This is a genomic window from Avibacterium sp. 20-129, assembly GCF_026226845.1.
GTDB lineage: Bacteria > Pseudomonadota > Gammaproteobacteria > Enterobacterales > Pasteurellaceae > Avibacterium.
Genome location: NZ_JAKKOE010000001.1, coordinates 744665 through 760002, shown reverse-complemented (window position 1 = coordinate 760002; position 15338 = coordinate 744665). Strand labels below are relative to the sequence as shown.

The window sequence follows — 15338 nt, the reverse complement described above, 5'->3', positions numbered from 1 at the left end:
TGTGCATTTGATTTTATTCAGCAAATGGGTCACGAAGAATCATTGTTTCGACACGATCTGGCCCAGTTGAAAGAATATCTACAGGCACACCAGTGACTTCTTCAATACGTTTGATGTAGTTACGTGTATTTTCAGGCAGTTTATTCACGTCTGTCACGCCAAAGGTGCTTTCTTTCCAGCCGGGTAATGTTTCATAAATAGGTTCAACGCCTTCCCAATCTTTTGCCGCCAGTGGCGCAAATTCAGCAATTTCCCCATTTGGCATTTTGTAACCGACACAGATTTTGATTTCATCAAAGCCATCTAATACATCCAGTTTTGTCATACAGAAACCGGAAATAGAGTTTACTTGGATCGCTCGACGCATTGCTACTGCATCAAACCAACCACAACGACGTGGACGACCTGTTACCGCACCAAATTCATTACCTTTACGTGCAATTTCAGCGCCAACTTCATCAAATAATTCTGTTGCAAATGGCCCACCTCCAACACGCGTACAGTAGGCTTTAATAATGCCTAAAACATAGTCAATATGGCGAGGCCCAAAGCCCGAACCTGTGGAAACACCGCCAGCGGTGGTATTTGAACTGGTTACATAAGGATAGGTACCTTGGTCAATATCAAGCATTGTACCTTGCGCACCTTCAAAAAGAATGTTATCACCATTTTTGCGCGCCACATCAAGAATGGCCGTAACATCAGCCACCATACCTGTAATAATCGGTGCAACAGCAATCACATCATCTAATGTTTTTTGATAATCAACAGGCTCTGCTTTGTAATAATGCACTAATTGGAAATTATAATAATCTAAGATTGCTTTAAGTTTTTCAGCAAAATTTTCTAGGTCAAATAAATCACCCACACGTAAACCACGGCGAGCGACTTTATCTTCATAGGCAGGACCAATACCACGTCCTGTTGTGCCGATCGCTTTTTTACCTAATGCGGCTTCACGTGCTTTATCCATTGCTACGTGATAAGGTAGGATTAATGGGCAAGCTTCAGAAATAAGTAAACGTTCACGAACATTAATGCCACGTCCTTCAAGTTCCCCCATTTCTTGCATTAATGCATTAGGAGCAAGCACCACACCATTACCAATTAAACAAGTTACATTATCACGTAAAATACCTGATGGAATAAGACGCAATACTGTTTTTTCGCCATTGATAATAAGGGTATGCCCTGCATTATGTCCGCCTTGATAACGAACAACATATTTTACGCGATCTGTTAATAGATCAACGATTTTACCCTTACCTTCATCGCCCCATTGAGCGCCTAAGATAACGACACTTTTTCCCATAAAATCCGCCTTAGCTGAGTTGTAATGAATGAAAAACAGTGAGCTACTTTACTATTTTATGCCCATAATCTCAACGTAAAATAACGATTTGTGATAGATTTTTTATCCAAAGTGCGGTTTAAAATTTATTCATTTTGGCGATTAGAAAAATCCTGCCTTATCAATGAAAATTGAAATGGGTGATTATTTATGCTTTAATTTAACTCTCTTTTGATAAGTCGTATTAAGGTTTAATCGATGTATTCAGGTTTCATTATTGGGCTAATATTAGGCTTTCTATTACAACGTGGGCAATTTTGCTTTGTCTCAGGTTTTCGCTCTCTCTATCAACAAAAAAATTTGCGTTTTTGTACCGCACTTTTAATCGCCATATCCATTCAATCGATCGGGATTTTTACCCTCGCTGAATTTAATTTAATTCATATTCCAACAAGCCAGCTTCCTGTCTTAGCTACGATACTAGGTGGGCTATGTTTTGGTGTTGGAATGACACTGGCAAATTGCTGTGCAAGTGGGGCATGGTTTCGTAGTGCAGAGGGGGCAGTCGGGAGTTATCTTGCTTTAATTAGTTTTACTTTAACAATGGCAGCAACACAGTCTGGTTTTTTAAAGCATATCATTAATCATTTTACCGCCGATCCTACCGCATGGGATAACATCTATCTTACATTGAACCTTTCTCCTTGGAGTTTGGTCAGTTTATTGATTTTTATCACCGCACTTTTGTATTACTACCAGTATAAAAATCCTCGCTATCATTTTCCGAAACCTCCGACACCAGCAAAGATTTTGCCCAATATTTTTGCACATTATTGGTCTCCCTTTTTTACCGCGGGAGCAATAGGCTTATTAGGTATTATTGCATGGTATTTTAGTTCTAAGAGTGGGCGTAACTTTGGTTTTGGTATTGCTGTGCCTTCTGCTAATGTGGTGCAGTATATTGTAACTGGGCAACAGCGTTATCTTAATTGGGGAATGTTATTTGTACTTGGTATTCCTATTGGCAGTTATCTGAGTGCTTGGCTAGCTGGGGATTTTAAATGGCAAATGCCTGAACCAAAAGGTGTTATGCAACGTGTTTTAGGTGGTGTAGCGATGGGAATAGGCGCCGCCCTTGCTGGTGGTTGTACGATCACTAATGCCTTTGTTTCTACGGCTTATTTCTCGTGGCAGGGGTGGCTTGCAACTTTAATGATTTTATTGGGTAGCTGGCTTGCCTCATTATTCACAAAACCTACACAATGTGGGATTTAATTTAACCTACAATAAAAAGGAAATCTTATGAAAATGAAACCAATCTTATTGGCGGTCGCTGTGAGCTTGGCATTATCTGCTTGTGATGATCGTGATATCAAAGTGATCGAAACATCAGCATTACTCAATCAACTTGATAATCCAAATTTTGTGATTATCGATACAAGGCAAGATAGTTTATATAACGGATTTAAAGATAAAAATGCCATACGAGGTGGGCATATTAAAGGGGCAGTGCAATTTCGCTGTGAATGGATTGAAAATATTCAACCCGAAAAATTTGTCTCTTTTGCCACAGGAAAAGGCATAACCAAAGAGAAAAAACTAGTATTTTATGATAGTGACCCAGAGAGTTTAGATTGTATTACCGCAGAATTTGCAGCTAAAGGTTATGATGTCTATCGCTTTAATGATTTTATCAATTACGCCAATGCAAATTATCCGCTTGAATCTTTTGAAAATTTTAAATATAGCGTTTCCCCACAATGGGTGAATGCTGCAATTAACGGAGAAAAGCCAGAAACCTTAGAGAATGAAAAGGTGATGCTTTTTGAAGTCTCTTGGGGAAGTTTAGAAAATGCTAAATCTTATACCCAACATATTTCAGGTGCTTATCATTTTAATACCGATTGGGTGGAAAATGATCCTGTCTGGAATTTATCCGCACCTGATATAATCGAGAAGAATTTACTGAAAAATGGCATAACAAAAGATAAAACAGTGATTCTATATTCTGATAACCAGCTCGCTGCTTACCGCATTTTTTGGGCATTAAAATGGGCAGGTGTGGAAGATGTACGTGTGCTAAACGGCAATCTCGAAACGTGGATGGATGCAGGTTTTTCAACAGAAACCAAAGTCAATATCCCTCAACCAGAAAGCCAATTTGGCACAAAAATCCCAGCTAACCCACAAATTGATATAGCTATGCCACAGGAAGTTATTAATGCACAAAAACAGGGATTAAAGCTAATTAGTAACCGTGCTTGGGACGAATACACAGGCAAGATTAGCGGTTATGATTACATTCCCGGAAAAGGGGAACCAGAGGGAGCAATTTGGGGCTTTGCTGGCACAGATTCTTCTAACCTAGCAGATTATTACGATCCCGATAATACCTTACGCAACCCAAATGAAATCTTTACATTATGGAAAACACAAGGTATTCACAAAGGAGATAAATTAGCCTTTTATTGTGGAACAGGTTGGCGGGCAGGCGTATCTTGGTTTATTACCCAATTAGCAGGCTGGCCAAATACGATGATTTATGATGGTGGCTGGAATGCGTGGCAAATGGATAGTCAATACCCAATACAAAAGGGCGCATCTCATCAACAAAATAAACCTGATAGCAAAAATGATTTTGGTAAAGTGATGAAAAAAGGCAATTCTTGCAAGAGCTAGGAGAAATCAAATATCAGAGGCGAATTAATATTCGCCTTTGTTAATTAGGGAGAGATTTTTGTGATTATTTAAGTTTAAAAGAAGATAACAAGCTGAAAAGAGTAAAAAAGCAATCGAAGAAGAGCGCAAAATGATCGTAGTGGCTCGTCTTTTCATACTATCTGTCTGTACACACTAAATTGAGCTATATTATTGAGCTATATTAGCTTATACCAAACTGGAACAATTCCATTTATTTTATTCATTCAGTTTCTCACTCTGAAACCTTTGAATTAATAACCAATTCCTCCGCCACCGCTTCTGCTTGTTTAAGTACAAATTCAATGGCTTCAGTGGCAAGATCGGGCGGATATTTATATTTTAATAATGTGCGTCTAATTAATACTCGCATTTTAGCGCGAACGGCCTCTTTTCGCTGCCAATCTATCGTAACGGAACGGCGTAGTTGATCGGTGATTTCTTTAGCAAGAAGAATCAAGGCGGAATCTTCCATTTTTTCCACCGCACTTTGGTTACGAATCAACGCATCGTAAAAAGCAAGTTCAGTATGAGTTAGCCCTAATTTCTCCCCTTTAGCGAGTTGATATTCAATTTCTTTAGCAAGCTCAACTAATTCACGGATGATTTCCATGACAGTCAAATTATGATTGTTATATTGGTTCATCATCTCTTTGAGTTTTTCCTCAAAGGTTTTTTGCATAGCAATATTGTTACTTGCCTTATTGCGAATTTCGCTTTTTAAATAGCCTTCCATTGCACAAGCCCATAGGGTAGGCGTGTTGCTATGTTTTACCATTCCAATAAAATCTTCAGAAAGAATTGAAAGATCAGGGCGTTCTTCCCCCATTAGCTCAAATAAATCAACCACGCCATCAGAATGAACAGCTTGATTAAGTAAACTGATTAATTTAATTTGCTTTTCCTTTGTGGAACTTGTGTGATTGCCTTGATTTTCTGCTTTCATAATGGTGGCACGTACGGCATCAAAAAAGGCGAGCTGTTGGCGATAAGGCTGAATATTTGGCATTGAACTACAAAGCATAAAGCCTTTTTTGGCTAAACGCACCGCTTGCAAAAAGGCTTTTTTACGTGGTGTATCGGTATGGTGAGAAAAATCTTGGGAAAATTCCACCGCACTTTGTGAATGATTTTTTTGATAATCTAAGGCTAAAATATGGTTTGCACCAAAGCGAATGGCATTGAGTAACGCAGTCGGATCATCTAATGTTAATACCTTAGCTAAATCAAAAGGGTTACCATTAACAGGTGTTGCAAATTGCCCACGAATAATATCAATATATTCAAGCATTTTTTGAAAGACTTGTTCAATATCGGTTTTAACCTGATCTTTACCCCCGGCATTTGTATATTGCTTGGTTGCTTGTTTTAATTCTTCGGCTAAACCCACATAATCCACAATTAAACCGCCATTATCACGGCTTTTATTGCGGAATACACGATTCACCCTCGCAATCGCCTGCATTAAATTATGCCCTTGCATTGGTTTATCAATATACATCGTATTACATACTGGGGCATCAAACCCCGTTAGCCACATATCTCGCACAATGACTATTTTTAGTGGATCATCAGGATCTTTAAAACGTTTTTCTAAGGTTTTACGATCTTGCGAAGTATAAATATGCTTTTGCATTGTTTCGGGATCGCTGGCATTACCCGTCATCATAATTTTAATCGCCCCTTGATTGATATCATCACTATGCCAATGAGGGCGTAATTTAATTATCTCATCATACAGTTTTACGCAAATTTTACGGCTCATTACCACTGCCATGGCTTTACCTTCTTCGAGTTCAGTCCGCCTTTCAAAATGCCGCACCAAATCTTCAGCTAATTTTGCGATTCTTTCATCTGTTCCCATTAACTGTTCACGCAAACGGAAAGAATAGCTTTCTTCGTCATCATCAAGTAAACGTTGCGCTTCTTGCACAGCGTGTCGAAAGGCTTGACTTTCTTGTAATGGAATTTGTCGTGCTTCATAAATAATCGGTACTGTGGCCCCATCTTGCACAGCATCTTGAATATCATAAATAGAAATATATCTACCGAACACTTCTTGTGTATCACGGTCTTCTAAGCTCACAGGCGTACCAGTAAAGCCGATAAAACTTGCATTGGGCAATGCCGTACGCAAATATTTTGCATAGCCCTCACGATAAGCCCCCTGTTGATTAATTTTCTGACTAAATCCATACTGCGAACGATGGGCCTCATCGCTAATCACAATAATATTATGGCGTTCATTTAATACAGGGTGTTGCAGCTCACCTTCACGTAAAGCAAATTTTTGAATGGTGGTAAAAATAATGCCGCCGCTTTCTCGTTTGGCCAATTCTGCCCGCAATGCTTCTCGATCATCTGCTTGAATGGGCGTTTGTCGTGTTATTTCCTGATCTTGGCTAAAGGTAGCAAAAAGCTGTCCATCTAAATCATTACGATCTGTTACCACCACAATAGTTGGGTTTTTTAATTCAGGCTGAGTAATCAGCTTACCCGCATAAAACAACATTGAAAGCGATTTCCCAGAACCTTGCGTATGCCACACCACACCTATTTTACGGCTATCACTTAACTGCGCAGCAATGGTGGCTTCGACAGCCGCATTCACCCCATAAAATTGATGATAAGCGGCAATTTTTTTCACCGTTGTTCCTTTATTATCCGCCTCAAACACAACGAAAGATTGCAGATAATCAAGCAATACCTGAGGCGAAAACAGCCCTTGTAATAAGCCTGAAAGCTCATTTTCAAAGTTTATACGCAGGCTGCCTTGGCTTTCATCCACCACACGCCAAGGCATAAAACGCTGAAAATCAGCCGTGAGCGATCCTACGCGTGCGATTGTACCGTCTGAAATCACCATTAATTGATTAAACACAAAGAGATCCGGCATTTCTCGTTTATAGGTTTGCAGTTGGTTAAATGCTTTATCCAAATCCGCACTCACATCAAGGGGATTTTTAAGCTCAAAGATAACCAATGGTAAGCCATTAATAAAACAGAGAATATCAGGGATACGCTTGCCTTTATCCCCTTCAATTTCCAATTGATTAACCACATAAAAGAGATTATTTTCAGGACATTTAAAATCGACCAATAACGCCACATCGTGCTTTTCTTGCCCATCTTCCTGATAATGTACTTTTATCCCTTGCTTTAACTGATGGTAAAACTGCTTGTTGCTTTCTTCTACTGAGAGAATATCAGGCTGTGTAATTTGCTGTACAACATTTTGCAAGACAGATTGAGGCAAGTGAGGATTAATCTGGCGTAAACTTTGTAATAAGTGAGGTATTATTACCACTTCCGTTAGACTTTCTCGCCAAGGGCAAGCCTGTTCAGCCAATACCTCCTTGCCATAGGCATATTGCCAACCGAGAGATTGCAATTGTTCAATGGCAAGATTTTCAATGGTGGATTCGTTGATGAGCATTGGAGATCCTTTGTTTTATAACTGTTATTTAAGGGACGAACCGATGTGTTCGTCCGTTTTTATATTTTCCCGTTTATTGTATGGGGAATGTTGTTTCGGGCGGACACATAGGTCCGCCCCTACAGGGTAATATGTGGTGAAAAAATGTGTGATTTTTTTACCGCACTTTTATAGTTAGTCTTTTGGGGGAAACTTTCCCTTATTTTTGTTTCTATTTATATTTAAAAATATCGTTCTGTATCTTTGTAGGGATGAACCTATGTGTTCGTCCGTTTTTATATTTTCCCGTTTATTGTATGGGGAATTTAGTTTCGGGCGGACACATCGGTCCGCCCCTACGGGGTAATATGTGTGAAAAAATCTATGATTTTTTTACCGCACTTTTATAGTTAGTCTTTTGGGGGAAACTTTCCCTTATTTTTGTTTCTATTTGTTATTTAAAAATATCGTTTTGTATCCTTGTAGGGACGAACCTATGTGTTCGTCCGTTTTTATATTTTCCCCGTTTATTGTATGGGGAATTTAGTTTCGGGCGGACACATTGGTCCGCCTCTACGGGTAATATATGGTGAAAAAATCTGTGATTTTTTATCGCACTTTTATAGTTTTTTTGGGGAAACTTTCCCTTATTTTTGTTTCTATTTGTTATTTAAAAATATTGTTCTGCATCCTTGTAGGGATGAACCGATGTGTTCGTCCGTTTTTATATTTTCCCGTTTATTATATGGGGAATGTTGTTTCGGTCGGACACATAGGTCCGCCCCTACGGGGTAATATGTGTGAATAAATCTGTGATTTTTTTACAGCACTTTTATTCTGTTTAGTAAAATTTACTCTTTGTAAAGAAGATACTTAAGATTTTTTATCTAATATTGTTTTATCTAATATTCTAGAAAGTAATTCTTCCATTGGAATTTTCTCTGATGTGGATTTATCTAATAAAAGAGCAGGGTTTAAGCCTAAGCTTTCAATCATTACTCTATTTAATGTTTTTAATGTTTCAAGATCTGTATCTTGAAGATTATTTTCTTTTATAAAGTTTAAATAAGTAACGAATGATTGCGCTACCGTTTGCTTATGCAAATAGGCTTGTTCTAGTTTTTTGTCTTCATTAATTCTTTTGGACAAGAATAATGCAGCCCAAGCTAATGGTAAAATGAGAGATAATCTTACTAATATTCCAGGAATAGTTTTAGGGATGCAAATTAAAGCTATGCAAAAAATAATGAATAAAATTACATAAAAAGAACAGGTTTGTTTTTTTATTTGCTTTGAGAAGTTCTTTTGGGAGATTTTAAAAATACTACTGATTACTCCATTGTTAAGCTCTACTTGTAGTAATTTCATTTCTTTATCTAGTAATTGTTTTTCTTTTGATATTTCTTGTTCTACTTTATTTATCATATAAGTTTTAATAGAATCTATTTTCCATAAACTAGACTGTCTAACAAATAAATTTTCTATTTCTGAAAGAATAGATAAAACTCTATCTTGTTCTTCCTTGGTAAATTCATTGTTGTTTTTGTCTTTTAATTCCTCCATTAGTGTTTGCAATATGTTATAAATGTTTTTTAGAACATTGTCTTCTAATATAGAAAGAGCCCTTTTGCTAAAATAAATATCTAGATATTTAGATAGCTCTATTATTTCATTAATTTTATGGTCACTAATTATTCCACTATGTTTTATATAAGGAAACGCTTCTTTTAAATAATTGTTGTAGATGAAATTCCAGGTTTTATATATATTGTTTATCATTTCATCTTGAATAATTTTAGTCATAATTTAATTTCTCCACTCAAAAGCCCAGGCAACAACAAATCTCTTGCGTTTGCTAATTTTTCGTTAGTATTCAAATTTAAAGCAATTTTTGAAAAGCTATTTTTCACTATATTGCCAAAAATTTCCGTTAATTCTTTAGGTGGAACAACAATTTGTTTGATTAAAAAATCAGGGAAATGACCTTTATATTCAACAAATCTTTGTTTTCCTAAAGTTGCTAAATATAGCCAGTAAATATTAACATCTTGACCTTTAAAGGCGAATACATTTTGTATTGCACTAAAGTCAAAGTGTATTAATCGCATATAGCAAGTATGGTTGGCAAATACAATGACGGGATCTTGAATACTCGCTTTAATGCCTGCGGCATTATTATGAAAACCAATAATGCCTGATTTTCCTTGATCTAAGACAGGAATATGACCTTCTGGAAACGTATTTTTTTGACTATACTTCTTGCCAACAGGAATTTTCTTTATTATTTGCTCTATTTTTAAACATTCCCACCCCCTCGGCACTTCCCTCATTTCCGTTTCCACAAACTCGCTTGGGAAAGCTGCGGTGATTTGTTGCAGTTGGTGGTAGGTGGTGGGATCTTGGGTTTTAAGTGCGGTGATTTTTTCCTCAGTTTTTCCGCTTAAACAAGCCATGGCGGCAAGCTCGGCATCTTCGGCACTGCCGCCTGCTGCCAACACTTCCACCTTGGCGTGTACGGGGGCAAAATCAATAAACCAATGTTTAAAAATTGCTTGGGCAATCGCTTCTAGGGTTTGATTGGTTTGGGTGTTGAGAGCGATTTTTTTATCAAGATTACCTAAGATAGCTGAAATTTTTTTCTGTTCCAATATACTTGGATATGAAATATCAATTTGATCAAATGTAGCTCTTGTAATTGTATCGAATACAGAGCCATGGGTCTTTTGTTTTAACTCATTTATATTATTTTTTAAAAAATAATATAAAAAATCATTATCTATAATTCCAGATATTCCGTTTAGACCATAACAAGATTGGTTAAATGCCATATCTTTGGATAATTGTGCAAGACACCCCACAGTTCCTCTAGCAGATATAATTATTTGTCCCTTTTTTAATAATTTTGTACTACTATTTTTGAGTCCTAATTCTGTAATTTTTTCAGCTGTATCTGATACAAATCTTAAGTCATTATTAAAATCAGCAACAGATAGCCAAGGAATATTGCCCTTCCAATAGCTAGGCTCGCTACGTTTAGGTGTTCCCCCTCCGATAATTTCAATCACATTAGATAGTGTGTCCGTGTTCTTCATATTCATAAAATCCTCACCAAGAAATCCCCAAACTCTTCTTAATCGCTTCTTCCAGCTCTCGTCCCTGTGCAAACTGTTCCGCCAGTTTTGCCGTTAGTTCTGCCATTTTTTCTTCAAAAGGGATGCCGTCATCTTCCTCTTCAGGTGTGCCGACATAACGCCCGGGGGTGAGAATGAAATCATTATTGGCGATTTCTTCAAGGCTTGCGGCATAGCAGAAGCCTTCTTGGTTCTCATAGTCGCTGCCCTTTTGCCATGCGTGGTAGGTATCGGCAATGCGGGCGATGTCGGCGGCGGTGAAATCACGCAAGGTGCGGTCTTTCATATAGCCCACTTGCCGTGCATCAATAAACAGTACTTCGCCTTTACGGGCTTTGGCTTTGTTGAAAAACCAAATACAAGCGGGAATCTGAACATTGGTAAAAAGCTGGCTAGGCAGGGCGACCATCGCCTCCACTAAATCCGCTTCAATTAAGCGGCGGCGGATCTCACCCTCGCCCCCTGTTTGGCTGCTCATTGAGCCGTTTGCCAGCACAATGCCCATTCGCCCTTGTGGCACAAGGTGGTAGAGCATATGCGAAATCCACGCAAAGTTGGCGTTGCCTTTTGGTGGCACACCGTATGCCCAGCGTGGATCGCCTTGTAGGGATTCGTCCCACCAGTCTTTCACGTTAAATGGCGGATTAGCCATTACAAAATCCATTTTCATATCAATATGTTGTGGATTAGTGAAGCTGTCGCCGCGGCTACCAAAGTTAAATTCAATGCCGCGGATTGCCATATTCATTGCAGCTAGCTTCCAAGTGGTCGGGTTGTATTCTTGTCCGTAGATAGAGACTTGGTTGATATTGCCTTGGTGCGCCGCGATAAATTTTTCTGTTTGCACAAAGAAACCACCCGATCCCATTGCTGGGTCATAAATACGCCCGTGGTAAGGTTCAAGCATTTCAACAATCAGGCTGACGATGGATTTTGGGGTAAAATATTCCCCCCCTTTTTGTCCTTCTTTCGCGGCAAATTCACCAAGGAAATATTCATATACGTGGCCAAGAATATCTTTTGCCGCCATTGAAATCGGTGCGCCGTTATAAGTAGGTTGGCTGAAATCGGTATCAGAAAAGGTGTTAAGCAAGCCGATCAGCGTTTTATCATTGATGTCGTAACCTGAAATACGTTGGATAATCCCCTTAAGTTTTGGATTTTCATTTTCAATGGCAGAAAATGCGTTATCAATAAGATTTGCCACGCCACGGAATGCGCCACCCCAAGGTAATTGGCTACCTTGATTGAGCGTTGCGATGTTGCGAATGGTTTCCCAACGAGCTTGTTGTGGTACCCAGAAGATATTTTCTGCGGTGTAGTTGTCTTGTAGCTCCATTTCACTGTTGAGGAGGTTTTGATATTCTTCAGTAGAATAACCATTTGGATTAAGATAAAGGGGGTCTTGTGGATCTTGTAGCTTGGTGTGAAGTTTTTTGCGAAATGTGGTGAAGCTATCAGAAACGTATTTTAAGAAAATTAAGCCTAGAACAATATGTTTATAATCAGAGGCGGAAAGTTGGCTACGCAGTTTATCTGCTGCTTGCCATAGACGGGCATCTAAATCATTTAAAAAGGCTTGCTGTTGTGCCAGGCTGGCACTACAATCTTGCTGTGCTGTGCTGTGCTGTGCTGTGCTGTGCTGTGCTGTGCTGTGCTGTGCTGTGCTGTGCTGTGCTGTGCTGTGCTGTGCTGTGCTGTGCTGTGCTGTGCTGTGCTGTGCTGTGCTGTGCTGTGCTGTTATTCATAAAACGTGAGTTCTCCTACTAATAGTGATTTTTGTAGCATTATATCATTCCACTTTTGAATGAAAAGGTGAATTTCCTTTAATCCTTTTTAGCCTATAAATGCTCACTTGAGTGTTGTTTTCGCTTTGGCATTAAGATGATAATCATTCGGTTTAATTGAGCTGTTGCACGAAAAGTGCGGTGCAATAAATGCGACTTTTTTGTGTAAATATAGAGGGAAATAAAAACCGCCGCGAGGTGAATCGCGGCGGTGATGAGGGGTTATTCAAATAGATTTTGATGTAATGCTCTTACCACATCATCTGCTTGTTCGCTTTGTACTAGCATACAGATATTATTCGTGCTTGCACCGTAGCTTATCATTCTTACATTATAGGCTTCTAAGGTATCAAAAATTTGTTTTGCGATACCACTGGTAATATGTAAGTTATTACCGACTAATGCCACTAAAGAAAGCCCTGTATCCACTTTCACACTTGACACTTCTCGGAGTTCAGCCAGTAATTCAGGGGAAAGCATTTCCGCACCTGATGAGGCAGAGCCGGTTTTGTCTAAGGTGAGAGCGACACTCACTTCTGATGTGGTGATGGTATCCACGGAAATTTTGTGTTTAGCGAGGATATTAAAAATATTCGCAAGGAAGCCTTGTGCGTGTAGCATACTGAGGCTTGAGAGGGTAACCAATGTTTGATCACGGCGTAATGCAATGGCACGGAATGTTGGGCGTGGTTGTGGATCTTTGGTTACCCAAGTACCACCATCTTGTGGGGCTTTGCTTGAGCCAACAAACACCGGAATGTTACTACGCACCGCTGGAAGTAGGGTAGCAGGGTGTAACACTTTCGCGCCGAACGTTGCCATTTCTGCGGCTTCAGCAAAGCTCATCGTATCAATGCGTTTTGCATTCGGTACAATGCGTGGATCGGTGGTGTAGATCCCTGCAACATCGGTCCAAATTAAGACATCTTTTGCATTTAGGACTTCAGCTAAGAGGGCGGCTGAATAATCACTACCGCCACGTCCTAAGGTGGTGGTTTTGCCTTGTGGATCACGTCCGATGAAGCCTTGTGTAATGATCATTGTGTCATTATCTTGCGCTAATAAAGGTTTTAATAAGGTGTCGCTATTTTTTTGTGTTTGCGCATCATCGGGTGCTGCCTTACCAAAGTGGCTGTTTGTGGCAACGATGGTACGCACATCAACCCAAGTGGCTTTCGCGCCAAGCTCTTTTAATACTTGAACAAAGAGTAGGGTGGACATCATTTCACCTTGGCAGATCAGTTCGTCTGTTAATGCTGGGGAAGTGGCAACACTGGCGGCATCGGCTAAGGTTTCGATATGGCTTAAAATCTCTTCGATTTTTGCCCGCACTTGGCTGTCGTCTTGCAGTTCAGCGAGGATATTTTCTTCAATTTGACGCACTTCTGCGATTAATTTTTTACGCTCTTCGGCTTCTTTACCATTAGCAAGCGCCACCAGTAAATTAGTGATCCCTGCTGAGGCTGAAAGGACAACCACGCGCGTATTCGGATCGGCGATGACAATGTTCGCACAGGCACTCATTGCGCTATGATTTGCAACACTGGTGCCACCAAATTTTGCTACCGATAGATGAGACATAATTCATTCCTTCTGATAAAAATAAAAGATGTTGTATTTAAAGCCTTAGAAATAACGATTTCACCAAACATTGTCAAATAATATTTTATGAAATCCAATAAAAAACGCCATTTCTAAAATGACGTTTCGATATTTTAAGATTTTACCCCTGAGAATCAAATAATTTTCAATTAAGGGCGAGAAAGGTAATCGCCAACGCCCACCCATTTATAGGAAGTGAGGGCTTCTAATCCCATTGGTCCACGAGAATGTAATTTTTGCGTACTCACCGCGACTTCTGCGCCAAGACCAAATTGTCCACCATCGGTAAAACGTGTGCTTGCATTGACATAAACCGCCGCACTATCGACTTGATTGATAAATTGTTGTGCTAAACGCTGTGAGCTGGTTAAGATCGCATCGGAATGTTGCGTACCATATTGATTAATAAAGGCGATAGCTTCATCAATATCGTTTACAATTACTACGTTAAGATCAGGCGATCCCCATTCTTGTTGTAATGCTTCGGTGTTTAATAGCTCAACCTCTGCCCCGGCTTTGCTTAATAAGGAAAGTGCGGTGCTATTTGCGTGAAATGTTATTTTCGCTTGGTTAAATTCAGCCAGCATCGGTAAAAATTGTTCGGCGATGCTTTCTTGTACTAAAAGTGTTTCCAGTGTGTTGCAGGTGCTTGGGCGTTGTGTTTTTGCATTATTAATCACGGCTAAGGCACGTTGTAAATCGGCACTTTCTTCCACAAACGTATGGCACACGCCAACACCGCCAATAATCACTGGAATGGTGGCGTTTTCTTTACAGAGTTGATGTAGCGTTGCACCACCTCTTGGAATAAGCATATCCACATAGCGATCTAATTTCATTAATTGCATTACAAGTTCACGGTTAGGATCGCGAATGGCTTGTACTGCATACTGCGGTAAATTAGCTTGTAATAGGGCTTGCTGTATCACTTCCACTAAGATGTTGTTAGAATGTTGGGTTTCTTTTCCACCGCGTAGAATCACGGCGTTACCTGTTTTTAAGCAAAGGCTTGCCACATCAATGGTAACATTCGGGCGTGCTTCATAGATGGTGGCAACAACACCAAGTGGGACACGAATACGTTCAATTTTTAACCCACTTTCTAGCGTACCGCCATCAATAATTTTGCCAACAGGATCGGGCAGAGAAATAATATGGCGAACATCTTGTGCAATAGCGTGCAAGCGTTCTGGGGTGAGCAATAGGCGGTCGATTAATGCGTCAGATAAGCCATTTTGCTTGGCAATTTGAATGTCTTTAGCATTTTCAGCCAGAATGCGATCGGCTTGCTGTTCTAACTGATCCGCAATGCACTGTAAGGCGTGATTTTTTTCTTTTTCGCTACATTGTGCCAGTGCAAAAGCCGCTTGTTTGGCTTGTTTTCCCATTTGTTCTAAATTCATTGTATTATCCTT

General features: G+C 39.5%; 10 protein-coding genes. 2 read left to right on the top strand and 8 right to left on the bottom strand.

What is annotated here, in order from left to right; all coding sequences use genetic code 11:
• Positions 1–13: 13 nt before the first annotated feature.
• Entirely contained in the window at positions 14–1312 is a 1299-nt protein-coding gene (gene purA, locus L5B90_RS03505) for an adenylosuccinate synthase (RefSeq protein ID WP_265762166.1), read from the bottom strand.
• Positions 1313–1549: 237 nt separating this feature from the next.
• Here purA and L5B90_RS03500 point away from each other — a divergent pair, with 237 nt between their 5' ends.
• On the top strand, positions 1550–2566 hold the full coding sequence (locus L5B90_RS03500) for a YeeE/YedE family protein (protein WP_265762165.1): 1017 nt from the start codon (positions 1550–1552) through the stop codon (positions 2564–2566).
• Positions 2567–2593: 27 nt separating this feature from the next.
• Positions 2594–3970, top strand: a complete 1377-nt coding sequence (locus L5B90_RS03495) for a rhodanese-like domain-containing protein (protein ID WP_265762164.1) — start codon at positions 2594–2596, stop codon at positions 3968–3970.
• A 253-nt stretch (positions 3971–4223) separates the two neighbouring features.
• Here the strand turns inward: L5B90_RS03495 and L5B90_RS03490 are convergent, their stop codons facing one another.
• The 7 genes from L5B90_RS03490 to proA all read right to left on the bottom strand — a co-directional run bounded on the left by L5B90_RS03490 (position 4224) and on the right by proA (position 15326).
• Entirely contained in the window at positions 4224–7424 is a 3201-nt protein-coding gene (locus tag L5B90_RS03490; RefSeq protein WP_265762163.1) for a type I restriction endonuclease subunit R, read from the bottom strand.
• Positions 7425–8276: 852 nt separating this feature from the next.
• Positions 8277–9206, bottom strand: coding sequence for a hypothetical protein (locus tag L5B90_RS03485; protein WP_265762162.1), 930 nt, complete (start codon positions 9204–9206; stop codon positions 8277–8279).
• Entirely contained in the window at positions 9203–10501 is a 1299-nt protein-coding gene (locus tag L5B90_RS03480) for a restriction endonuclease subunit S (protein ID WP_265762161.1), read from the bottom strand. Before L5B90_RS03480 ends, L5B90_RS03485 begins: the two co-directional genes overlap by 4 nt.
• A gap of 7 nt (positions 10502–10508) precedes the next feature.
• Positions 10509–12128 (bottom strand): class I SAM-dependent DNA methyltransferase, encoded by a 1620-nt coding sequence (locus L5B90_RS03475; RefSeq protein WP_265762547.1) that lies wholly within the window; start codon positions 12126–12128, stop codon positions 10509–10511.
• A gap of 7 nt (positions 12129–12135) precedes the next feature.
• On the bottom strand, positions 12136–12282 hold the full coding sequence (locus L5B90_RS03470) for a hypothetical protein (protein ID WP_265762160.1): 147 nt from the start codon (positions 12280–12282) through the stop codon (positions 12136–12138).
• A gap of 261 nt (positions 12283–12543) precedes the next feature.
• Entirely contained in the window at positions 12544–13902 is a 1359-nt protein-coding gene (lysC, locus tag L5B90_RS03465) for a lysine-sensitive aspartokinase 3 (RefSeq protein ID WP_250364283.1), read from the bottom strand.
• A gap of 170 nt (positions 13903–14072) precedes the next feature.
• The gene (proA, locus tag L5B90_RS03460; RefSeq protein WP_265762159.1) at positions 14073–15326 is read right to left on the bottom strand and encodes a glutamate-5-semialdehyde dehydrogenase; all 1254 of its coding nucleotides are present in this window, start codon (positions 15324–15326) and stop codon (positions 14073–14075) included.
• Positions 15327–15338 lie beyond the last annotated feature (12 nt).